The 22,522-nt window shown below is 48.2% G+C and carries 19 protein-coding genes; 5 read left to right on the top strand and 14 right to left on the bottom strand.

Annotated elements, in window-relative coordinates:
• Positions 1-54: 54 nt before the first annotated feature.
• Both NC981_RS09185 and NC981_RS09180 read right to left on the bottom strand, forming a co-directional pair.
• Positions 55-1,314, bottom strand: coding sequence for a glutamate-5-semialdehyde dehydrogenase (locus NC981_RS09185; protein ID WP_348242551.1), 1,260 nt, complete (start codon positions 1,312-1,314; stop codon positions 55-57).
• Between the two features lie 4 nt (positions 1,315-1,318).
• The gene (locus NC981_RS09180; RefSeq protein WP_348242550.1) at positions 1,319-1,726 is read right to left on the bottom strand and encodes a hypothetical protein; all 408 of its coding nucleotides are present in this window, start codon (positions 1,724-1,726) and stop codon (positions 1,319-1,321) included.
• Between the two features lie 205 nt (positions 1,727-1,931).
• Here NC981_RS09180 and NC981_RS09175 point away from each other — a divergent pair, with 205 nt between their 5' ends.
• The 3 genes from NC981_RS09175 to ftsY all read left to right on the top strand — a co-directional run bounded on the left by NC981_RS09175 (position 1,932) and on the right by ftsY (position 4,683).
• Positions 1,932-2,294 (top strand): translation initiation factor, encoded by a 363-nt coding sequence (locus NC981_RS09175; protein WP_348242549.1) that lies wholly within the window; start codon positions 1,932-1,934, stop codon positions 2,292-2,294.
• Between the two features lie 94 nt (positions 2,295-2,388).
• On the top strand, positions 2,389-3,009 hold the full coding sequence (gene nusB / locus NC981_RS09170) for a transcription antitermination factor NusB (protein ID WP_190375961.1): 621 nt from the start codon (positions 2,389-2,391) through the stop codon (positions 3,007-3,009).
• 51 nt (positions 3,010-3,060) lie between these two features.
• The gene (gene ftsY, locus NC981_RS09165) at positions 3,061-4,683 is read left to right on the top strand and encodes a signal recognition particle-docking protein FtsY (protein ID WP_348242548.1); all 1,623 of its coding nucleotides are present in this window, start codon (positions 3,061-3,063) and stop codon (positions 4,681-4,683) included.
• 172 nt (positions 4,684-4,855) lie between these two features.
• Here ftsY and NC981_RS09160 read toward each other — a convergent pair whose 3' ends face one another.
• From NC981_RS09160 to NC981_RS09105, 12 genes are all read right to left on the bottom strand, one after another.
• Positions 4,856-5,116: a hypothetical protein gene (locus NC981_RS09160; RefSeq protein ID WP_348242547.1), complete on the bottom strand. Its 261-nt coding sequence runs from the start codon at positions 5,114-5,116 to the stop codon at positions 4,856-4,858.
• A gap of 487 nt (positions 5,117-5,603) precedes the next feature.
• On the bottom strand, positions 5,604-6,509 hold the full coding sequence (locus NC981_RS09155; RefSeq protein ID WP_348242546.1) for a hypothetical protein: 906 nt from the start codon (positions 6,507-6,509) through the stop codon (positions 5,604-5,606).
• 13 nt (positions 6,510-6,522) lie between these two features.
• Complete coding sequence (locus NC981_RS09150; RefSeq protein ID WP_348242545.1) at positions 6,523-9,681, bottom strand: DUF4157 domain-containing protein; 3,159 nt, start codon at positions 9,679-9,681, stop codon at positions 6,523-6,525.
• Positions 9,682-9,958: 277 nt separating this feature from the next.
• Positions 9,959-10,375 (bottom strand): hypothetical protein, encoded by a 417-nt coding sequence (locus NC981_RS09145; protein WP_348242544.1) that lies wholly within the window; start codon positions 10,373-10,375, stop codon positions 9,959-9,961.
• A gap of 13 nt (positions 10,376-10,388) precedes the next feature.
• Positions 10,389-12,080, bottom strand: coding sequence for a DUF4157 domain-containing protein (locus NC981_RS09140; protein ID WP_348242543.1), 1,692 nt, complete (start codon positions 12,078-12,080; stop codon positions 10,389-10,391).
• Between the two features lie 252 nt (positions 12,081-12,332).
• Complete coding sequence (locus NC981_RS09135; RefSeq protein WP_348242542.1) at positions 12,333-14,366, bottom strand: ATP-binding protein; 2,034 nt, start codon at positions 14,364-14,366, stop codon at positions 12,333-12,335.
• Positions 14,363-15,619: a DUF4255 domain-containing protein gene (locus NC981_RS09130; RefSeq protein ID WP_348242541.1), complete on the bottom strand. Its 1,257-nt coding sequence runs from the start codon at positions 15,617-15,619 to the stop codon at positions 14,363-14,365. The genes NC981_RS09135 and NC981_RS09130 overlap by 4 nt, the downstream gene beginning before the upstream one ends.
• Complete coding sequence (locus NC981_RS09125; RefSeq protein WP_348242540.1) at positions 15,616-17,181, bottom strand: hypothetical protein; 1,566 nt, start codon at positions 17,179-17,181, stop codon at positions 15,616-15,618. Before NC981_RS09125 ends, NC981_RS09130 begins: the two co-directional genes overlap by 4 nt.
• Positions 17,178-17,915: a phage baseplate protein gene (locus NC981_RS09120; protein WP_348242539.1), complete on the bottom strand. Its 738-nt coding sequence runs from the start codon at positions 17,913-17,915 to the stop codon at positions 17,178-17,180. Before NC981_RS09120 ends, NC981_RS09125 begins: the two co-directional genes overlap by 4 nt.
• A 6-nt stretch (positions 17,916-17,921) precedes the next feature.
• The gene (locus NC981_RS09115) at positions 17,922-18,455 is read right to left on the bottom strand and encodes a phage tail protein (protein WP_348242538.1); all 534 of its coding nucleotides are present in this window, start codon (positions 18,453-18,455) and stop codon (positions 17,922-17,924) included.
• A 64-nt stretch (positions 18,456-18,519) separates the two neighbouring features.
• Complete coding sequence (locus NC981_RS09110; protein ID WP_348242537.1) at positions 18,520-20,073, bottom strand: phage tail sheath C-terminal domain-containing protein; 1,554 nt, start codon at positions 20,071-20,073, stop codon at positions 18,520-18,522.
• A 70-nt stretch (positions 20,074-20,143) separates the two neighbouring features.
• Positions 20,144-20,578: a hypothetical protein gene (locus tag NC981_RS09105; RefSeq protein WP_348242536.1), complete on the bottom strand. Its 435-nt coding sequence runs from the start codon at positions 20,576-20,578 to the stop codon at positions 20,144-20,146.
• 883 nt (positions 20,579-21,461) lie between these two features.
• On the opposite strand from NC981_RS09105, the gene NC981_RS09100 reads away from it, so the two are divergent.
• The gene (locus NC981_RS09100) at positions 21,462-22,151 is read left to right on the top strand and encodes a hypothetical protein (RefSeq protein WP_348242535.1); all 690 of its coding nucleotides are present in this window, start codon (positions 21,462-21,464) and stop codon (positions 22,149-22,151) included.
• 80 nt (positions 22,152-22,231) lie between these two features.
• Positions 22,232-22,522 (top strand): hypothetical protein, encoded by a 291-nt coding sequence (locus NC981_RS09095; RefSeq protein ID WP_348242534.1) that lies wholly within the window; start codon positions 22,232-22,234, stop codon positions 22,520-22,522.

The raw sequence follows: 22,522 nt of genomic DNA, 5'->3' as shown, positions 1-22,522 counted from the left end.
TCTGGCTGCCTTCTAATTCGTCGGACTCACAGGAGGTTTATGTTCACCCAAGCGCTACATCAGTCCAGTTCCTTGAACAATATGTTTTACAGTGGTTAATGTCTCCAGGCCAATTAATCCGCGTCGATGCCCTTTCTGATTCGACATACCCAAAAAGATCGCATCCCCGCGTTTCGGATTGCGATAAAACCGGGGCGACGCATTGATATACGTTGTCGCGCTATTCACTCCCAAAGCGAACTGGCGGCTTTCTTGGTAGGACTCGGTGACAAGGCAATCCGCATGACCGCTACTGTAATGATTGATGCAGTTGATTGCGCTTGGCAACCCATCCACAATCCGAAAGCTAATAATGCGATCGAGATACGCTTGATTCCATTCCGAATCCTCAACCAGCCGAAGGCTTGGGAATTCGTTGGCTAACGTCATGTCACCTCGAATTTCAAATCCTTTTTCACGCAAACTATCCCAAAGCATGACTAGAGATGCGGGATTCTGCTGTCGATGAATCAGCACTTTCTCGATCGCATTCACGGGATCAGGTTCGCTCAGGTGACTATCAATAATCATCGATCGCGCCATCTCCAAACTCCCCGACGGCGACCAATACAGATAACAATTTCCCATCGCCGATTTCAATACAGGCGCAGTCGCTTGCCGCACAACTTGCTGCACCAAACTCGGTCGCCCGTAGGGAATCACCAAATTCAAATATCGATCTTGAATAATCAAATCTCGAATCGGCGCGTCTTCTGCCGGAAGCAACTGCACGCTTTCAATCGGTAAACCTTCATCCTCTAGCGCTTGCTGTAATGTTTCCGCGATCGCCAGATTCGAGTGGCTTGCCTCGCTGCCTCCCTTGAGAATCAGACAGTTTGCCGTTTTGATACACAACCCAGCCGCGATCGCGCTGAGTTCGGGAAACGCTTCGTAAATCAGCGCAATCACACCCAGCGGCATTAACTGCGAATACGTCTGAGCGCGATCGGTCTGAAAATTCGCAGGCATCACACGCCCGATCGGGTCTGGCAGTTCGCTTAACCGATTGAGAATTTGCACGACGTTTTGCAGCCGTTCTGGGGTTAGTTTCAACCACTCCAGCAGCAACTCCGAAATCGCCATTTCTCGGCTAATTTCGAGATCGAGCGTATTCGCTTCTAGAATGTCATTTTGGCGACGACACAACGCCTGCGCCATCGCTTGAACTGCTCGACTCCGATTCACGCCGCTCGCCGATGACAACGTTACCGAAGCCGTATGAGCCGCACGTAGGGCTGAAATCGGGTCAAATGTCCCCAAATTATCCGTCGTCATTGGGCTACCGTCGATAGGCTAACCAAACCATGAGCGCAGGTAGCACCGCTAACACCAATGCCACGATCGCCCACAACATAATACTTGCTCCGGAGGGCGAATGCAGCGCAACAGGTAGCCAAATACTCAGCAGAACCAGCAAAATACCGAGCGCTAAAGGCAGATAGCTATCTCCTAATCCCGGTTGCACCACATTCCACTGGTGTCCTGTCCAGCGCCACGATCGCTTATACGGATAAGTGGTGGCAAGCTGTTCAATCACACAACCATTTTCTTCAACAACGAAAATCTGCTGACAGCGATTACAGCCAAACGCTTCGGTCAGCGCGATCGGGATCAAGCGACCGCGACGGCGGCACGGGCAGGGATAATCCGTATCGAGATCAATCTTGTGATGCTTCTGGGTATGCACAAGTCGGATGAGAGTTTTATTAAATCGAGGTTGATATCGTTGCAGCGGGATTGCGTTTCCACAGCACCCATCACGTTTAGAATTGAGCAAGCTCAGCTTCTAAAGTGATTCTGCTAGGAATTCTAACATTCTCCCTTTCGAGACTCAGCCCTCCTTAAGATTCAGTTGTGTTTGTCTGTAATATTTGGATACATCAGGATTTGCTATGGGAAAGAAACCGAAGCCCGATCGCGATACCTCCGGCACACGCCAGCGTGACCGCGTTGTTTATTCTGAGTTCGGCAATTCAGAAGTGTTTGAACGCGCTGTGCCTGACTTGCCTCCCAATCAGCAAAATGTCCGCATTCAGGTGTCTCGCAAAGGGCGCGGCGGTAAAACGGTGACGATAATTTCAGGATTTCAACACAAACCAGAAATCTTGAGTGATTTAGCCAAGAAATTGAAGGCGCAGTGTGGAACGGGGGGAGTGGTCAAGGAAGAGACGATCGAGATCCAGGGCGATCACGCGCAAAAATTGCTGCAATTGCTCACAGAATTGGGATATAAAGCCAAAATTAGCGGTGGGTAAACCGTCTGATGGATTGACGGATCTAACATCAGGCCTTTAAGCGGGGTCTCGAATACAGTAAGATACGTGAGCCAATTTGAACCCCAAACCTGCCATGCAAGCCCGTCGAATTTCCCGTGAACTGGCACTTCTCAGCATCAGCCAGCTTCCTTCTGATTTGGAAAAAGTGAGTCAACAAAGAATTCAAGATCTCGTTCTTGCTTCGATTCGGACACTCGCCGCTGAAGCCCGCGACACGCTTGAAACGGCTGCGGCAGAACTGCAACGCGGCGATGCCCAACTGCTCAAAAGTCAAACCCGCGCGGCGAATCTTGAGTCTGCCCGCACGATGGTACAAGAAGCGATCGCCCTGGCTCAAAGCGCGATTAATCGTATCGGCGGTGCGATCGAGCTTCCCGAATTCATTCAACTGGCAAACCAAGCCGAAGTCCGCACTTATGCGATGGAAATCATCACGCGGCTTCAAGTTGAGCGTACAGCCATCGATCAGCTGCTCAACGATATTTTGGTCGATTGGAAGGTTGAGCGCTTAGCGACGATCGATCGCGACATTCTCCGCATCGCTACAGTCGAAATGATGTTTCTGGGCATTCCCGATCGAGTGGCAATCAACGAAGCCGTAGAACTGGCAAAGCGCTACAGCAACGAAGACGGACACAAGTTTATTAACGGAATTCTCCGCCGCGTCACCGACTCACTCAATGTGAATCGCTAATTTCCATTAAAGTACGGAGTAAAGTGAAGATAAGCGATCTGGAATTTTGGTATGACGTTTAATTGGTTCAATCGGTTTAACAAAAAAGACGAGCAAAATCAGCCCGAACCCACTCCGGCGGCTGAAACACCGAACCTTCCAGGAAGCGAAGCTATCGAGGAAACGTCTGCTGAACCTGCGGACGAGCAACCCTCCGAGGAAGACATCCGGATCGCCAATGCACGAGCGATCGTCGAAGCGTTTCGCCGCAAACAGCAAGAAGAAGCGCAGAAAGCCGAAGCCCCCGTTGCAGAAACCGACGCAATCAACGAAGAAACCGCAGAGCTTGAGGAGCCTGAAGTTACAGAATCGGCTGAGGAAGAATCGACCGAAACGGCTGAACCTGTGGGATCGGTTGAAGCAGTCTCAGACATTTCAACATCTCCAGAAGTCGTTGAACCTGGAGCATCGACCGAAGTTCCGGCAGCAGCTCCAGAAGCCGTTGAATCCGTGACCGACCAACCCGACGAAGCCGAAACTGCCCCCCAGCCGGCGCTACCGTTCTGGGCACAAGCCGAAGCCGATCGCCAAGCTCGACTCGAACGCCTCAGAGCCACCGCGATCGAAGAAGAACCCGAATCCGTCGAACCTGTTGCCGAAGCACTCGTCCCAGAGCTGCCAGTGTTTACGATCGACGAGGGCTTTATGTGGTCAGCGGATGTGCTTGCGGCGATGGGTCGTCGGGCAGAAGATGTCTCGATCGAAGAGATCACCTGGCTCAAACGCTTGCGTCAGGGACTCGATAAAACTCGTCGCAGCTTAGTCAATCAGCTAAAAGCGATCGTTGGTCAAGGGCCTCTAAATCAAGATGCCGTCTACGAAATTGAATCCTTGTTGCTACAAGCCGATGCAGGGGTTGAGGCAACCGACAAAATTATCGAAGCGCTGCAAACTAAGCTACGCCAAGAAACCTTACCGCCAGATCAAGCGATCGCATACTTGAAGCAAATTCTGCGAGACTTGCTGGATCAGCCCCTCCAAGGTTCCCATAGCGCCTTCTTCGCACCCGAAAAAGATGTCCTCAACATTTGGCTCATGACAGGTGTGAATGGTGCGGGGAAAACGACGACGATCGGCAAACTCGCCCACATCGCTACAAAATCTGGCTACAAATGTCTCATCGGAGCGGCAGATACTTTTCGAGCGGCGGCAGTTGAGCAAGTCAAAGTTTGGGGACAGCGCAGCAACGTCGAGGTCATCGCCAATCCCGGACAAAATACTGATCCAGCAGCAGTGGTGTTCGATGCCATTACTGCAGCTCAATCTCGTGGCACAGAGCTGCTGTTAATTGACACCGCAGGGCGACTTCAGAACAAAAAGAACTTAATGGATGAACTCAGCAAAGTTCGCCGCATCATCGACAAAAAAGCCGCAAATGCTAAGGTCGAATCGCTGCTCGTTCTTGATGCCACTTTGGGACAAAATGGCTTGAAACAAGCAGAAGTCTTTGCACAAGCAGCACAACTCAGCGGAGTTGTGCTTACGAAGTTAGATGGAACCGCAAAAGGCGGAATTGCGCTGGCAGTGGTCGAGCAACTTGGACTGCCGATTCGCTTTATTGGAGCCGGAGAAGGCATCGAAGATTTACGTCCCTTTTCTAGCTACGAGTTTGTAGAAGCTTTGATTAGTGGATAGATGGGTGAGGGGGACTAAAGCAAATATACTTTAAGGACACGATCGTCATGCGACAGTTCCCCCAATCAAATATCATTCAGCCTAACTGCTTCCTGAGGCGATCGTCCTGCTATCTTCTTGCCACCCCGTTTATGTTTGACAATATCTCTCTACATTAGCCTGAACACCAGAACTAAGAGTGAGACTGCATTTCTGCATAAATAGACTGGGCAATTTCATGTGCAAGTTGAACTGAATTTGTTGTTGTAGTTTGATCGAGATGTATAGATAGCTTAGGAATCCAGTTGTTACTTCCCCAACGGGATGAAGAACCTTTGATTGTTAAAAGACGAGATAATTCAGCTTCGATCGCGGCTTGTAAGCGAAGACGTTCAGAGGGAGAAAGATCAACGTCTTCTAAAATGAGACGATCGATGTGAAGGTTGATATTCATAAGAATGTTGATGTGAAATCGATCATTTTCTCCGTTAAGCGATTCGATAGAGCTTGGAATAGTCCCATTGCCCGAGGACGCTCTTTCAAACGGGCCTCTTCTTGTTCTTGAAGGCGCGATCTGCGTTCATCAAAGAGATCGGCATTGAGTTCCATTTTCGACGAGTTCTTCGAGTAGAGCAAACAAGGTGCTTGTGAGATCGGCGAGGTTGAGCTTGGTTTGCATACTCATGAGATGAGGAAAGCGAAGTCCTGCATCGAAGTCTTGACATACTTGGGATTGGGGATCGATCGTATTCATCTATGGAGTGATTCTGTCTATTTCTTGCATCGCTTTGACTGAACTCTCTTCCTTCTATTGTGGAAGCAAACCAGAACTAGTGTGCTATTTGATGAGATTCGTAACGCTGTTGGTGATTACCTTTCCCTTCACAACTACGATCGTTCTTGCATAACTTTAACCTAAGATCGCGCCTCAAATGAGGCAATCAACCTGACTTAACATCACTGGCAAATGGGTTTGGATTGAGTGTATGGCTTGCAGCCAACTCATCGGCAAAGCGTGTATTCAGACGCATGAAGTATAAATTCCAATCGACTTGTCCGCTAAATCGATAGAAATGCAACATTGCTTCTTCAAAAGCCTGTCTGGCTAACTCCCGCCCCCTTTCTAGTTCTATTTCGCCAACATAAAGCAAAGCTAGTGTCTGAAGTCCATAAGATGCTGATACTAATGCATTCTGCATAGGATCGGGAAAAGCTAAACTCGGACTGTCTTCTACCAGTCGTGCCCCTTGCGAAAACACGTTGGTATTTTCTAAGAATTCATCCCATTGCCCCAGCAACAAGCTTACTTGAGCAGGTTCATAGTGGAGGATTTTTCGTGCTTGATCGATGTTTGATCCAGTTCCTCCTGGAAGCTCTTGCCGAGCAGCAATAATGCAAGCTGCATATTTTGCTAATTCAGCTAGGTTAGCTTGCGCGGCATGCAAACCTAACCTTGTCAACACGAGTTGTGCGTCTGGTTCATCTTTCCAGTAGGCAATTGCTCTGTCTAAAAGCTTTTGCCCAACTTCCAAATCACCCGCTTTGATGAAAGTACTAGACATCCAATCCGATGTTGCCTCAATCGGATAATTTGGGCCACTGTGCTCCAGGTGCCAGTTACGCTGCTCCAGCATCACACGAGCGTTGTGACGATACCAATACTTTGCTTCGTCCCATCTCTCAAGTGCCCAACAGGAATCAGCCAGCTCAATGTTTAAATTAAGGTCGAAATAGTAGGGCATATCATCTTCTTGCAGAGCAACTTCCGCCTCAGCAGCATTGGCAATCCGAGCCCCAGTTCCATACTGGTAATGGGTCTGCAATATTTCTTTCAGTTCTTCATTCATAATCTGGCCTAGGTTATTTCTTAAAAACTGTCAATATTTTTATGTCACGCCCATGCCTTATAAAAGCTGCTACTTGTTTATATAGTTTGCTTAGCTTTGCCCAATTAGGAGTGACAATGATAACAGGGGCATTCACTAGTTCATTTTTCAGAAACTTTCTCATGCTCGCAATATCACTGTCAAGGTTCATTTTTTTCATTGCCCTGCGCAATCGCTCTTTCCCAGCCCGCGCGTTTCGATGTTGGCTGTTTAAGAAACCATCTATTGCATTATCTGTCCAACCTGCTCCTGTTTGTGCGCCGGCCCCGCTGCCTTTAAGCCCAGGTACAAAATCGGACTCTTTTGAAACAAACTTCATTTCGAAGTGATAAACATTAATTTTTCCAGTAATATCATCGTAAACAATTCCAATTCGATCGATTCCCCATCCTGAACCGCCTCTATACTGACCAGGAATGACGAAGTCCATTTTTGGTAGACCATCGGTTCCTTTTAGTAGAGCCTTCTCCACGTAAACCTCAAATTCTCCTCCTGTGAGAATAATAGGTTGTTTAGGAGGAGTTGCAACTGCTCCTGGACTTCCTCCACCATTAGCCCGCTGGATCAGCATGGGACTTACGGTCGTTTGGGTACTTTCAGGTGTTTCTTGGCCCAAATCGATCTGATGACGCGTGGCTGTTCCTCCAATTTGATAATCCGGCTCATCATCTGCGAATTCATGCATCCCGATCGCCACACCTGCCCCTGCAGCAGTCATGCCTGCCTCTTTCCCTGCTTCCCGAAGTGCTTTCTTCCTAATTTCTTCTGCTAGCTGTTCTTTAACTCCTTTCTCTGCAGCTTCAAGGGCTTCGCGACTCGCTTTCGCCCCAGTTGTCGCGGCTCTTGCCCCATAGACATCCAAGAACACAGCCACTGTTTGGATAATCGCATCCACCAACTGTGCATTAATCTCTCCTGTAGAAATCAATGTCAACTCTTCTTTAACAGTTGCATCACCCATAGTTGCCATGTCTAAATACTTGTCCCAACTCATCCCAGCTTGCGCCGTTTCAATGCCAAGACCAAAGCCTACAAGGAAAGCAGCTGTAGCACCACCTGTGAAGGGAGCCGCAATCAATGCAGCAGTAGCAGCAAGGCTCAAACCCAAATCAATCCAGAACTGTCTAGCTTCATGTCCTTTGATGTCGTCATTAGCGATGTCTTGGTAGAAGGGTTGTTCCCAATGGTATTTTGGTTCGTAGGGGACTTGGGCGGAACCACTGAAGAGTTGTGCTTGAATCAGCTTCAAATCATAGTGTGTAATGTCTTTGCCCAGCTTCTCGGTTGCTTCTTTAATCTTCTCATTGGTCTTTTGCATTGCTTCAGTAATGACTTGTTGTGCCTTGGCAGCATCAGTTGATTCAGCCACGGTTTCAAGCTTATCCCTCTGGATCAAGATGTAGATTGAAGGATAGATGTTTGCAAAAGCAGAAATGACAGCACTTGTACGGTCATACTGAGTCTTGACCTGTTCCCAGGTAGGCCATGGTGGCGACTCCGTCTTCTTAGGAGGGCTTTCTGGTTTTCTCTCTGGATCAAAAGTGACCGGACTTTTGAATTCTCTGCCGCTTCCTGGATGTATGATAGTAACGTAACCAACTCTAATCTGTTTCAGTTCATCCAGGTAATTCTTCAGCTTCAGTACACCTGGAATGATGGACTGAACAGACCCTTGGTAGCCTGGTAAAGTTGGGATAATGCTTTGCTTACCATCGAGATCTACACCATAACGCCCTGCCTCGGTTACAAGGGCTTGCTTGTTCTCTGAGAGGTATGCTCTGGCTAAACCGATGACATCCTCTTGAAATTGTTCTCTGATGGGTTGTACATGTTCGACGAGTTGATCACTTTCCCAAAGCGATTTTTTCCAAAGACTTCGGTTTTTCTCAGCGATCGTAGCGAGGTTTGGTTCAAAACTGATCCAGATAATGGAAATTGCTCCTTCCTCTTCGTCTGTAACCACCCCAGAGACCATTTCCTCCACGAATCTTATGCGTAGCCAGTCGGGGATAGCTGCTAACTTTCCACTTGAAGCAGCGGTTATTTCATAGGCAACATCATCTCGATCGCTACTCGAAAGCTTACTGAGTACGTCACTTGCCAAAAGACTTTCAGAAGGTAGCCGACTTGCTAAATCTTTCCCTAATCCCTCTTCATCCAAGTTTCCCCAGCTTGTATGCTGGTCGATGAGTTGTGCTGCTGTTACTGGAGTGGTTGTGTCTTGTCGTTGGATAGCGGCGTAGCTGTCTACCGTATGCACTATCCCAGTAACTGGATTATTTCTGTTATGACTCGAGAGAGGCAGATTTGCTTGAACTTTTCCAGTTTGTTGTACGACATGAGTTAACTCATGCGCTAATAGTCGCTTTCCCTCTATTGACTCCGGAGTATATTTCCCCGCACCGAAAAACACATCCCGCTGATGCGTAAATGCGTGAGCATTCAATTCACGGTTCATCTGTTTTGCATTGCTGTCGGTATGCACCCGTACACCACTAAAATCTTGCCTAAATCGAGATTCCATGAAGGTACGGATTTTCTCCGATAAGGGTTGCCCTTTGCCTTGCTGCTCCTGCAACTGAGCTTCTAAGGAAAGTGTTACTGTGGGAACTGTACCTTCCTTGGCTTGAATCTCTCCTTCTGCTGGTTTGTCTTCCCGCTCCTGCTGTACTAGAGGCGTGATTGAGTTTGCTAGAGGCTGAGTTTGAACTACTTCTGTCTCATCCTCTAACGATCGCTCCGGCATTCGCATCACCTGATCAGCCATTCGATCGGCTTCCTGCTCATACAGATCATTTGGTTGCCCGATCGTCAATTTCCGTTGCAGCATCGGTACTCTGGAAGCATTCTGCACCCCCATCTCAGTGACCCTCTGCCCATAGCTTTGGCTGAAATGAGTCAATCCCTGCCCAGGAAATACTTTGGCTTGAATGGATTCTGTCTCGTCCTTCTCTTGCTCCTCAGTAACTTCTTGTTGTTGAAGAAAGGTTGCTGAGAGGGGAGCGATCGCTTTTGCTTGAATCGGTTCTTCTTCCTGCTTCTCTTCTTCCTCGGTGTTGTCCTGCCGTTGCACCATGTTATTTGCGATCGCTGCTCGTTGCAGCGCAGGTGAGGACATAGAACCAATTGCCATTGTTCCAAAACTATGCCCTACTGATGGATTAATAGGCGGTGGAGTTGGGGAACTGGGCGATCGCAGCTGATCTTCTGAAGAGAGGAGCGATCGATCGAGTTCCTCCTGTTCCTGTTGGGGCAACAAACCAGAATGGGCAGGCTGCATCGCCGGAATCGGAGTCAATGTTGATTTTGCTTCTACCTGAGTGTGTGTAGTCATCTAACGCTCCTTTTAGATTGGCGATCGCGTAATATCTACAAAGCAAAATCGCCTTCCCAGACTCCCTAACTACCCGTCATTCCTTCAACTGGCTTTGGAGTTGCCTGTATTTCCCTAATAAATCACCATAAACATCTTCATCAACGTCAAATTTTGCATAGTTTTCTATCACGTAATTAATCATCTCTTTGACGCGATCACGAGTCACCAAGAAACCATCTTGTTGTGATCTAAACACTACAATTTCGTACAAGCAATCAATTAGGTGATCGTCGCCTAAGGAATGCTCGCTTTTCAAGTAATTTATTACAGCTTGTAAATAAAACTGGAACGCTTGAGAACCCATCCACATCAGATCTTCCTGATAATATGCACTGTTTTCCTGGAACAATGCTTCAGCTTCTTGTAAGGTCTTGTTCAAGAAATGCTTACTTGCAGATATTTCATCCAAGGAGTTGTGAATATTGATCTCGTCTTCGCTAGGCAACCTCATCGAACAATCTCCTTTAGCTTGTTGGTAGAGTGGAACACTTTAATAGCATCTTTGCAATTTGCTCAGCCTGTATCTCATGCCCTCTTTCAGCAACCGCGCTTCCCCTAGCAATGCTTCCTGCTAGCACGTAGTCGCATTTCTCTTGCAGATATTTTCTTCGTCCAGCAAGGAGAGCCGTAAGGCATGCGATTTTGGCAAGGCGCTCTGCACGAGTATCGGTTGGTTTGCACGAAGAGCATTTCAAGGCTTTGTAGGATGCGTGAATGCCTTCACATTCGGCAATTTTCTTTTCAAGTGCTTTCTGAGCCGCTTCTTTTTCAAGTTTCTCAGCGGCTTCTTTTTCAAGTTTCCCAGCTGCTGCTTCTCCTAACTTTGCAGCTTTTCCTGTCTCTTCCGCAGCATGAACTGTTTTACTTGCCGCTTTCACTTCTTTTAAGCCTTTCGCGATGCCCTCTTCTCCTAATTTTATAGCGGCTTTTTCAGAGATTTTTATTGCACTTTTACCCGCTATTGCACCCAACTTAACACCGTCTCCCCAAGCGGGAACCATAGCAACTGCGGAAAGCCCAGCATTTGCCCAATCCCCTTCCAGAGCATAAATTCCAGCGTTGATCCCGTCAGGAATCGCTCCAAGCACTGGAATAAATCCAGCGATGTCTAGAGCACCATGCACAACATCCATTACGGAAGGATCGTTATCCCGCACACAACCCGAGGAGTCTCCACGAATCGGTTCATCAAAAACAAGAATATCGCCTTCCAGACAACAATGGGGATGATCAAAAACTCGATGAATCGTCAAATAGTACGTGCCAGAGGAAAGATTCCCAAAGGAGAATGATTTAGTTCCTCCAGTTTCTCCCTGACAAGTTGCTATTTCATCGTCAAACCCCCAATCCACAGACTTGGTTAATGTCACCCAAAATTTATGATTCTGACAGTTCGGAATTGTGGTATCAAGTTGATTGAGAAGCAGAACGACTCTTAAACCACCTTGTGACACTTTAATATTTCTGGAAGTTAATACTCTATGACATATCTTGACCGTACTATCAAGCGCAAGACTTCTCATCACTCGGTGTCCAGCATTTTTCTGAATCGAAAGTCGCGCTGGATGTTTTTTGGGGGTACCGCGCTGCTGTACTACATGGGTTAATTCATGGGCTAATAGTCTTCGCCCTTCAGCCGATCGCGGTTGATACTCCCCTGCCCCAAACACCACATCCTGACCCAGGGTAAAAGCACGAGCGTTAACAGCACGCGCTGCTTCAGATGCTTGATTGTCTGTGTGGATACGCACTTGAGAAAAATCAGCCCCAAAGCGGGATTCAAAGAAATTACGCTCCGATTGAGGCAAGGGCTGGCCTCTGCCATGTAAAGCTGTAATCCGGTTTTGGAGACTGGAGGATACAGTTGGTGGCTCACCAGAAGCAGTTTTAGTTTGTAGGGTTTCTTCCTCTTCCATTTGCTTTTCTTCTTCCGTTGCTTCAGTTTGCCTCTGAATCAGAGGAGTAATTGACTCTGCGAGTGGCTTAGTTTGTAAGGTTTCTTCCTCCTTCTCCTCTTCCTCTATAGGCTGCCGTTGCAGTTCATCTTTGCATTCGGGACAGAGGGGCTGAATTTTAGGTTCAGGCATCCGCATCACCTGATCTGCGACGCGATCGGCTTCTTGCTCATACGGATCATTCGGTTGACCGATCGTCAACTTAGGTTGAATGCGTGACACTGGAAAATTTTGTGTTGAGACTTGTCCAAAACTGTGACCGAGAGGCAAAGCACTAGCTTGTCCTGAGCAACCGCAGGGTTTTGTCTGAATCGTTTCCTGGTCGTTCTCGTCAGGATTTCGTTGTAGCAAGCGCGATCGCTGCAAGGTAACTGTAGGAGTTAGAAGCGTGGTATTTTTTTTGGCTTCAGTATGAACTCGACGACTTCCCATAGAACCATCCTCCTGATTTCCCTATACCCAGCCCTGAATTTCTGCCTCAGTTGGCGTTTTCTCAAATTTGGCAAACTCCATGCGGGCAGCTCGTAAAAGATGCTTCATTCGCACCGATTCTTGATCCTCTGCGGCGAGAAAGGCAGCATATACTGCAATATTACGAATATTTCCGCCAGATGCGTTCAGTCGCGCTAACTTCTGTACATCTAATGCTTCTGTGGGGGTCTTGGCGGGGAAAATATGTTGCCAAATTTCGGCGCGTTGTGCCACGTCTGGATAGGGAAACTGCACAATAAAGCGAATGCGACGGAGAAAGGCAGTATCTAAGGCATTTTTCAGGTTTGTTGTCAGAATTGCTAACCCTCGATAGGCTTCCATGCGTTGCAGTAGATAGCTCACTTCAATATTGGCATAGCGATCGTGACTATCCTTGACTTCGCTCCGCTTCCCAAACAAGGCATCTGCTTCATCAAACAACAAAATTGCACCCCCTTGTTCCGCCGCATCAAATACTCGCCGCAGATTTTTCTCCGTTTCACCAATGTATTTACTCACTACCGACGAGAGATCAATGCGGTACAAATCTAGCTGCAACTCATTTGCTAAAACTTCTGCCGCCATTGTTTTGCCTGTGCCGCTTAACCCGGAAAATAAGGCACTGATGCCTAACCCGCGTGCGCCTTTGGAAGCAAATCCCCACCGTTCATAGACCGTGTTACGATGGCGCACTTGAATGGCGATCTCGCGCAAGAGTTGTTTTTGTGGCTCTGGTAGAACTAAATCTTCCCAGGTGGCGGCGGGAGCAATCCACTGGGCTAATTCTGCTAAACGAGGACGAGATTGAGCACGGCAGGCATTCCAGAGAAGCGTTTGCAGTGATGGGTTGGGGGATGTGGGCATTCCTTCTGAAGCAGTTTGCGCGATCGCGGCTTGTGCCTGTGCTTCTGCTCCGATCGATCGAATCGTTGGAGCACTCAGGTCAAACTGCGCCACGAGCGCGGGAATCGTTCCGTTGAGATCTACAGAAGCTGACTTTAACGTCTGTTGCCAGAGGGATTGTTGTTCTTCAGAAGTCGGGGAATGAACATCGATCGTAATCAATGTTCGGTTTTCTGCCTGGCGACGCTCTGCACTCGCAAGGATTAATCCACTGTTGAGCGTTTCCATGAATTGAGCGATCGCAGGTTCTCGGCTAGCATCTGACAGCGATCGACAATCCAGCAAGAGTGCACTTTGACTGAATGCAGCTTCTCGCTCCCACAACCGGACTAATGCTTCTAGTTCTGCGGGTGCTAGAGGAAGATTTTGGGCGGATAGAACATATAAATCCAGTCCTAATGAGGCACAAGCACGAGATGCGATCGCACGTTGACTTCCGCTTTCCTCTCCAGATAGTTGCACGATAGGCAAGCGAGTTCCTGAAGAGGTTTGAACCCAACTTGCAGCGATCTGATCCGCTAACACCTGATGAGAAGGAACTAAATCCTTAGGAACTGGAATTCGATCGACGAGGCTCGTCAATCGCGCATCGAGATCCTGCCCACCTGTGAGATAGTGCAACACTCGCTCATCAATCTGTAGCGCGTTGCGGGTGAGACTCCCACTATTTGCAAGTTCGACCAAACGCCAGCGACGTAGCGGACGGTTTGGATACAATGCACTCCAATGGGATGCAGGAAAAGCACTCAACGCTAAACCAAAGGTGGCATAGGCGTGCCGTGAGTCTTCTTGGATGGCTGCACACAAAGCAGCCACCGTAGAATCTAGTTCCACACCCGCACAGAGGAGCAGGATTTTGCGTTCAAACGGCGTGAGTCCGAAGACTTCGCAAAGCTGCTCGATCTCTGGGGGATCTTGCATTTCTGCTGCGATCGCGTTTAATGCTGCATCTACGTTAGGAACAGCGTTGTGCTGATCTTGCTCAGGCTGAGCAAGATCAGCCTGGCGCAGACGCTTTAGCAGAAGTTCTAGCCATTGGCGCACTTCTGTTAAAGCCGTCATCAAGTAATGCTGGTTCAACTCCAGCCAGCGATCGCGGGCAGAAGAAGTCATGAGATGAGCACAGTGGGTTGATTGTATTGGTTGAACGTAGAACTATTGGGATCAAGATCGAGAGCAAGTAAGCTTTCAGCGCCATCGACCTGCAAGCGCACAAGATACCGCCCTGGTCGAACGTTAGTAATTGGAATCGGAATCGAACTGGTTTCCTCAGTTCTGAGGGGAGCGGTGAAAGAGTAGGCTGCCAAATCGCTTCGAGATGGATCACCAGACAATTCATTCATCAGCAGAACCACACGCTGTTTGGGCGCGATCGCGGGAGTCACAGGAATCGTGAGTTGTCCCGCTGCGGGGGTAATTTCGCCAGTAATGCGGGGACGCAAGACAAACGCTACGATGTTGGACTCGACATAGCGGTAGGGGCGCGGCGGCTCACTAATGGGAATGCGCTGCACCACTTGCAGTCCTTGTACCCCTGCCCTGACGGTTGGAGGAATGACAAAACTGATGCGCGTATCGCCCACTTCATTTGGATTGAGCGGCACTTCTACACGACCGATTTTGACTTGAGTATCGTCGCCTCGCAGTTGTTGACCTTCTAGAATTAATCGGTATCCCGGCAAAATCGGTTGATCTGTCAGAATAGGCTGTCCTTCTGCGGCTTGCGATCGTAGACGCTCGATCAGTGGCTGACGGAATGGGACGAGATAGATGTTGCGGGTTCGTACTGGTAATACAGGCTGCGGCGTATCTTCAGCTTCGATCAACACTACAGAAGCTTGGTATGCGATCGACAAGGCATAGGGCGTTTGGAAGAAGATCGACCACACTTTCGAGAGTTCTTCCAGGTTGAGCAGCAGCGGTGAAAACTTGATTGATTCCACTTGTTCCGACAAACCGGAGGTTGCAAGAAAACCATTGTCGGTGATCGCTTCTCGGATCTTTTGACGATTGAGAAAAGGCTGTGCGTGCAAAATGTTGACGGTACTACCGAGCAGCCGCTGATCTTCCCAGTCCAGTTCATTGCCGTAGAAGCTAAAGAGGTAATGTAAATCCCAAGCGGATTGAGGGCGCTGCATCACGGTGCCATCAGATCGGCGGGTGGGTAAATCTGCCGTCCGAAATGCTACATTTGGAACGATTTGATAGAGATACAAGTTAAGGGTTGCCGTATCAGCAGCCCGATTCGTCATTGCTTGAGGGCGTAGTGTGGTTACTTCTGCACCGGGAACGCTCCAGGTTGCTTTTTCCTGGAGGAATTTTTTTAGCGCAGCCGTAATGTGAGCGATCGCTAAGGCATTACTCATCCGTGTCCCTCCTCTCGCTGCTTCAAGTAGTCTTCTAAGGAAAGCCGTGATCTCTGCTGAGTGGATGGCTCTTGCGATCGTGCAGCAGGGGCAGGCGTTGCGCCTCGAACTTCTACGCGCCCGATTGTCACCTGAATAGTTGGGGCAGGTTCAGTTGTGAGTGATGGGTGAGATAGCGATCGGCGCTCTGCTGAACTAGAGGGTAATGCTCCAGGAAAGTCAGACCCAATCACGGAGGATTCTGTCGGTTCGAGACGAGGTTTAACAGCAACGGGAGCCGCCGCAGCGGTCAGGCTAGAGCGGAAATAGAATCGTGGATTTGTCGATCGCGCAGCTTCAAAATCCCTCGGAGGAACGAGTTGTTGCTCTGTAGACGTTATCGGTAATGTTGACGTTCCTGATGTGGGTAATGTTGATGTGGGTAATGTTGGCGTTAGTGGATCTTCTTCGATCTCTATTGCCGAGGGCGAAGCCAGTTTTAGTGGTGCAACTTCCAAATCAGAACTCGATCGAATCAGGGAAGAAGCATCGGACAGAAAAATGGGTGAAGTTCCTGAAATGTCTCTGGCTTCCAATCCTTCAAAATCTTTCAGATTGGCGGAATTTTGAGGACTGACCGAGTTATCGCTCCTCAATGAACCATCCCACAACAACTCATCTCTTGATTCAGCAACGCTACTTTGGCGCAATGAAGGAACCCTAGCCTGGGAAGAGTGCGATCGTACAAGCGGTAAGACAGGAGAACTAGAGAACACCGACGGATTCGATGAATCTGCTACAGTTCTAGCCAAAGACTGGGACTGTGTTGCTTGAAGATGAGTTGAGATGGATTGCTCTAATCGATCGCGAGAATCTGAGTTGTGAGTTGGAGCAAAGTCAAACGGCTGGTTTTCCATCGGAAGCGGCGCTATGGCATTAGTCCGCAGTTGAGTTCTCTCGGATTCAGGGAGTGACCGATTCAAGTCAATTTCTAGACCAGTTGAACTAGACTCGCTTAGATTACTAGGAAAACTAGATGTGCTAGATGTTGGTAACGGATTTTCTACAACTCGCACTTCAGAAGAATCAATCTCTGGGAGAGCGATCGCCTGATCCGAAGAACGTTGAATAACGGAATGAGCCAAGTGAGTTTGAGGCTGAATTGTTTCCGAAGACTGCACCTCCCCAGACGCAGAAATCGTTAGCGCCTTGCTCAAACTCGCTTGGTGAGGTGGCTCCAGAACTGTCTGAGCAACAGCAGGTACTTCCCCAGGAAAAGAGGAATTGTTCCCAGCTCTATCTGCTATCGGTGCAGAACTCAACCCTGAAGGAACCATCTGATTTGAAGTCGTAACTGAAGTAGCAACTAATGGAGGCACCCGCAGGGTAGAAGGCTTCATCAACCCTTTTGATGCTTCTTCCTGCTCCGATAGATTAGCTTTGGCTTGACGACGGAACAAAGCAGTAAAAGCACGATCTCGCCCCCAGATCAGCCCCTGTGCAAACATCGGAGCAATCAGAGGCTTCACCGTTGGGAGGAATCTCAGCGTGCGTTTAGCAAGTCGTGTGAAAAAGTCACTCATGATCCGATTAAATTGAGATAGAACTGCCGTCGAACTGCACTCATCGACAAAATATCCGCCTCGCTCCAACCATAGAACCTAGCAAGCAAATGCACTTCCTGTAGTAAGCGTTGAGCTTCAGCACTCAGCTCTGTCCAGAAAAAATCCACAATATCAAACAGAACTGACCAAGCGTGACCACAAGCCGGACAGGTCAGTGCAAGGTAAATCTCAGCTTGTGGATCACACTCAGTCATATACTCTGCTAGTGCCGCGATCGCACTCTGCGGCAACGGTTCATCTATCTCTGACTTATCACCGCGATCGACTGCTAGCACACAGCGCTGAACTAACGTTGCTGCTGCAATCGCAACATCCTTAGACCCAACAATGGCAGCAAGATCCTGGCTGTTGGGCAAGCGAAAGCGTAAGTTCAACCCTTCTGTCGTCAAGGCATATTCGGGTTGAATGGGACGCTCCAGATCAGCTACGCGAATATCCGGCACATCCAGATCAAACTCTAGCTGTTCCCGACACTGAGGACAGGCGGCAACACTATTGAGTTTAGATCCAAACGTGAGCTCCCTTAAGGTCAACAAGTAAGCATCTCGTTGTCCAACGGTGAGCGTCACCAGATCGGGCACGGATAGCTCTGGAGAGCCACAAGCCAGCAGCGCCAAAGCTCGATCAATGGGGTGCTGACTTTGCCCTGCTTCCCAAACTTGCACAATTTCACGAGCAGATAAAGCGTGCATTACAGGTTACGTGGGTTCAATCAATCGTTCTGGTTCCGTTGGCTCAGTCACGCTATAATCTCGTTCCCAGCCTTCGTTCTGGAGCTGAATGCTTTGAATTGCGATCGCATTGGCGTTCGCATCCAACTGCGGCAGTGCCGTGAATTCTGACACCCAGCAGCGGAAAACTTTATAAGCGATCGCGACTTGACCCGCTTCATTCATCAATTCGATGATGATGTCTTTACGAAAGTCTTTTAGCGAGACTTCTGTTCCTAGCCCAGAACCATAGTTCCATGCCATGTTCGCCCACTGTTCAAAATCTTTGTCGTGGGTCACACCTCGCTCTAACGTAATCGGATCATACTTCGTGCGGCCAGGAGATTTCCGCGCCATACTCGGATCGCCCCCTTCACGATGTTCAACCGATTCTGTTGTGCGTTTCAGAGCACCGACTTTACTGATGCCAGCAACATACCGACCATCCCACTTCACGCGGAACTTAAAGTTTTTATAGGGATCGTACCGAAGAGTATTCACAGGAAATTGAGGGGCAGGCATATGTTGAATTCTCCTTGCTTGCAATTGCCGTTGTACTGAGCCGTATTAGTTTTCCATCGCCTGCTTACGTGACGAGTTGACCAGCAAGTTGTTGGAATTTAATGATTACAAACTCTGCGGGTTTCAGCGGAGCAAAACCGACAATGATATTGACAATGCCCCGATTAATATCGCTTTGGGTTGTCGTCTCTTTGTCGCATTTGACAAAGTAAGCTTCACTCGGAGTCTTACCTTGAAACGCACCTTGACGGAACAAGTCGTTCATAAACACCCCGATATTGAGCCGAATCTGTGACCACAATGGTTCATCGTTTGGCTCAAAGACGACCCATTGGGTTCCTCGATAAAGGCTCTCTTCCAAAAACAACGCAAATCGACGCACGGGAACATACTTCCACTCTGAGGCAAGCTGATCGGCTCCTACCAGGGTTCTTGCGCCCCATACCACTTGTCCATAAACCGGGAACGATCGCAGACAGTTCATTCCCAATGGGTTTAAGATCCCGTTTTCGCCGTTCGTCATTTTGTAGGAAAGTTCGCGGACTCCGACCAGTGAAGCATCAATGCCCGCAGGTGCTTTCCAAACCCCACGGCTCACATCGGTCTGAGCATAGATGCCTGCAACTGCTCCAGAGGGAGCAAACTCCTCGGTCAAGTTTTCCTTGAGCGGATCTGCCATTCTCAGGCGCGGGAAATAGACGGCGACGTTTGTACCGAGTTTGTTGCCGATCTCGCCACGGAGCCTGTTGATCGCCTCTACTGCCTCAGGTATTGTGTTCACAGTTGAGGCAGGATCAACAATCAACATTGCCCGACGCTTTTTGCAGTATGCTGCTGCTTTTGCATAGCTCGGAAGCGGAACGTCCTTCGAGCGGGTCAGGGGTGGAATACAGAGAATATTAAACAAATCTGCCTTTTCGAGCGCATATAGCCCTTGTCGATTGTCTTCTAAATCATCGCTAGTGATTTCAGCATCAGTAATGTCCTCCCCATCACTGCCGCCACCTGCATTTGCTGTAGCTTCGCCCGGTCGTCCTGTAAGTGGTGTGTCATTCCGCAGATCAATCAGCTTTGCTTCTTCTCGGATTACCGTCCTATAGTATCTAGGAGAATCTTCAGCAGTCGAGAGGTTTCGGATCGTCTCTGTCGCCACCACATCATCTGAAGTAAGGGGTTTGTTGTAGGATACGGCTGGATTTTCAAGCTGCTGAATCACGAGATTGAATAATGTATTATCACCATCTTCGTCCCTCGTGTTGTGATTGATCGTAGCTTTGAGATGGTTACCCCAAGCGCCTGGACTAGATGCTTGAAGGTCTAGACCAGAAATACTCAAAGTTGCATTCGTTGCACCTTTGTGGACGCGCACAATAATGGCATCCTGTCCGCCATGCTGAAAATACTGCTGCACTGCATAGCTGACTGTACTTTTTCCCCACAGCCCGCCAAACTCTCGATCGTAATCAGCATAACTTTGAATCCGAATCGGTTCGTTGACACGACCCCTCGCCGTGCGTCCAATAAATGCTGTAATGGATGTCGCGACCCCCACGATCGTGCGAACACCACTTGGAACTTCTTCAATGTAAACACCAGGATAGGTTGGGGTAACAGGCATAACTCTTTACCTTCTTAATTGAGCGTGAAACAATCCAATAAAAGAATCAACCAGGCTGCGATTAATGAGGCTATGCAGAAGGCTGTAGCGCATCTCGTCCGACTAAAATTTCTATTTTCGCTTCATTTTTGGGCGCGTTTTTGTCGTCTGCCGCAGGAGCAGGATAGTCATTTTTAAATTTAAGAACCTTCGGATCGCCCCCTAAGACCGACACAGAGCCTTTGCCCAAGTAAATATGGGGCTGATCTAATCCAATTGTCGGGGCATCAACCCCGTAACTTATCTTCTGCTCTGGCTTGCTGGGATCAGTGTATAAGCTAGAAGTAATCAATAAAAAGCTGATTTGATCTTTAGAACTGGGTTGAACATTGACCGTTCGTTCTTGACCTGGAGCAATGACGATTTCGTCGATTTTATCGTAAGTATTAACCGGTATATCTTTAGAGATGGAAACTTGAGGTCCTTTCTCAATTTGCGCCCCTATGCTTACTTTAATCGTAGTCATGGATCAAACCTTCCTTATTGTTATTCAGTGTGAGTGCAGCAGAATTTAGCAATTCAACCTAGAGAGATAATGAGCGGCTTAAGTCAGTCTTTAAGAGGAATTAAGCCTGCGCTATCAAAAGACCTACGAGCAGCATAAAATTCATCGCAGTTGAAGCAAACCCTAACAGCTGGCTAGTGAAGCGTAATTTGCCGTGATAGCTCGGTAGTCATCAGACGTAAGATACCCGCAGGTATTAATGGAAATACTTCGATCAGGCGAGTCCGAAACAACACAACTTCAGAAAATTGCCTTAGCTCTCCTTCAATGAAATCAAATTTGTCTAGAAACAAACAGAGTTGTAAAAAAAAGACATAAATGGTTTTTACATTCGTTGTTCGCTTGTCTCTGCCTTGTCTAGCTGAATAATGCTCCAGAATAAATAGGTAGTGTATGAAAAACGATGAAAGTTTAAGACAAAAGGTTAAGAATCGAGGCAAAACAAAATGAAGAAGTTATCTTTGAAGGTGCATCTAGAACTACAAGCCTAGAACTACAAGCTATGCCTCTAGTACAACATCTGGGGGCAATCCCTTGGACGGCAGATTGACTAATAATTGACCGACGTTAGAACTAACCCGCTTGTTACTAGAGCAAAGCTCCGAAATCAGCTTTACGATTTAGTCACGTCTGTAGAACTGATTTATTTTGACAACAGTATTTGCTTGAACAAAATAGCAGATCTGTGATTAAACTAACGCTCCGAAACAAAGTTTACGACTTGCTACGTCAACGAAATCAATTCTATTTTTGGTAACAGAGTCTGCCTGCCTTAGCTCCTGGTGAGAGATGGGTGTACCAAGAATCGATTGATTCGTGTTGCCTTCATTCTTGGTTAATTTGCATGGTCACTATTCAGCCCCCGACTCAATTTCCTAGCAATTTTCCCCGCTTGCTCAAGGGTGCGATCGTTGTGCTTGACCCCTCAGCCAATGCGATCTCTAGCACTCTATACTTCCAATACAATCCAGAAACGCTAACACGAACCCTCAAAGCCCAAGCGAGCGGGAAAGAAGGCGGCGATCGCAGCGAAACCCTGCGGCTCAAGGGTGCGCCGATCGAAACAATCAAACTAGACATTGAGTTTGATTCCACCGGCCCACTGTCCAAAACCGAAAAAGAGAACGCCCTCAGCTTGGGAATCTATCCCCAACTCTCTGCGTTGGAAACCCTGATTTACCCGAAGAGTGCTCAAGTTAGGGACACAATGCAACAAGCAGAACAAGGCATCGTGGAAATTGTGCCCCTGGAAGCGCCGATGACGTTACTGATCTGGGGCAAAAATCGGGTGCTACCGGTACGACTAACCGATTTCAGCATCACCGAAGAACTATACGATGTAAATCTCAATCCCATTCGCGCCAAGGTCTCACTCAGTGTGCGCGTGTTGAACTACGATGACTTACCCTGGAATCAACGGGGTTCTAAGCTATTTTTTGCACACCACCAGCGCAAAGAAGCTTTGGCAACTCAACGAGACTTTGGATACGATGCCAAGCAAACTGGAGTCGAAGTTCAACAAATTTTCCGATAGCTACCGCGCTCTGTTCCGGAGTCTACTTAACAAGCTAGAAATACCAGAGCAAGCACCGAAAAACTAGATTGGAGAAAACGATGTTTGAACCCACAAGCCGTTATTACAATCTCAAAACGACCCAATTTACCACTTTAGATGGGCGAACCATTACTCACGTGCAGCGGCGCTTTTTGCCTGCTGGAAAAGCACTGCCCACCTTGGAAGAAGTCGCGATTCGGGAAGACGATCGACTCGATCAAATCACCGCCCGGACTTTAGGAGAGGCAGAACAATTCTGGCAGATTGCAGATGCTAATGATGCGATGCATCCGGCGGCACTCACGGCTCAACTTGGGCAACGGCTCCGTATCCCCATGCCGCAAGTATGA

The organism is Leptolyngbya sp. DQ-M1, assembly GCF_039962505.1.
In the GTDB taxonomy this organism is placed as follows: Bacteria; Cyanobacteriota; Cyanobacteriia; order Leptolyngbyales; family Leptolyngbyaceae; genus Leptolyngbya.
This window is presented reverse-complemented; position numbering and strand designations above follow the sequence as displayed.

What these genes read in the sequence shown, in the direction of transcription:
- NC981_RS09185 (WP_348242551.1), bottom strand. Translation starts at nt 1,314, where the DNA reads ATGACGACGGATAATTTGGGGACATTTGACCCGATTTCAGCCCTACGT.
- NC981_RS09175 (WP_348242549.1), top strand. Translation starts at nt 1,932, where the DNA reads ATGGGAAAGAAACCGAAGCCCGATCGCGATACCTCCGGCACACGCCAG.
- nusB (WP_190375961.1), top strand. Translation starts at nt 2,389, where the DNA reads ATGCAAGCCCGTCGAATTTCCCGTGAACTGGCACTTCTCAGCATCAGC.
- ftsY (WP_348242548.1), top strand. Translation starts at nt 3,061, where the DNA reads ATGACGTTTAATTGGTTCAATCGGTTTAACAAAAAAGACGAGCAAAAT.
- NC981_RS09160 (WP_348242547.1), bottom strand. Translation starts at nt 5,116, where the DNA reads ATGAATATCAACCTTCACATCGATCGTCTCATTTTAGAAGACGTTGAT.
- NC981_RS09155 (WP_348242546.1), bottom strand. Translation starts at nt 6,509, where the DNA reads ATGAATGAAGAACTGAAAGAAATATTGCAGACCCATTACCAGTATGGA.
- NC981_RS09150 (WP_348242545.1), bottom strand. Translation starts at nt 9,681, where the DNA reads ATGGCAATTGGTTCTATGTCCTCACCTGCGCTGCAACGAGCAGCGATC.
- NC981_RS09145 (WP_348242544.1), bottom strand. Translation starts at nt 10,375, where the DNA reads ATGAGGTTGCCTAGCGAAGACGAGATCAATATTCACAACTCCTTGGAT.
- NC981_RS09135 (WP_348242542.1), bottom strand. Translation starts at nt 14,366, where the DNA reads ATGACTTCTTCTGCCCGCGATCGCTGGCTGGAGTTGAACCAGCATTAC.
- NC981_RS09130 (WP_348242541.1), bottom strand. Translation starts at nt 15,619, where the DNA reads ATGAGTAATGCCTTAGCGATCGCTCACATTACGGCTGCGCTAAAAAAA.
- NC981_RS09125 (WP_348242540.1), bottom strand. Translation starts at nt 17,181, where the DNA reads ATGAGTGACTTTTTCACACGACTTGCTAAACGCACGCTGAGATTCCTC.
- NC981_RS09120 (WP_348242539.1), bottom strand. Translation starts at nt 17,915, where the DNA reads ATGCACGCTTTATCTGCTCGTGAAATTGTGCAAGTTTGGGAAGCAGGG.
- NC981_RS09115 (WP_348242538.1), bottom strand. Translation starts at nt 18,455, where the DNA reads ATGCCTGCCCCTCAATTTCCTGTGAATACTCTTCGGTACGATCCCTAT.
- NC981_RS09110 (WP_348242537.1), bottom strand. Translation starts at nt 20,073, where the DNA reads ATGCCTGTTACCCCAACCTATCCTGGTGTTTACATTGAAGAAGTTCCA.
- NC981_RS09105 (WP_348242536.1), bottom strand. Translation starts at nt 20,578, where the DNA reads ATGACTACGATTAAAGTAAGCATAGGGGCGCAAATTGAGAAAGGACCT.
- NC981_RS09100 (WP_348242535.1), top strand. Translation starts at nt 21,462, where the DNA reads ATGGTCACTATTCAGCCCCCGACTCAATTTCCTAGCAATTTTCCCCGC.
- NC981_RS09095 (WP_348242534.1), top strand. Translation starts at nt 22,232, where the DNA reads ATGTTTGAACCCACAAGCCGTTATTACAATCTCAAAACGACCCAATTT.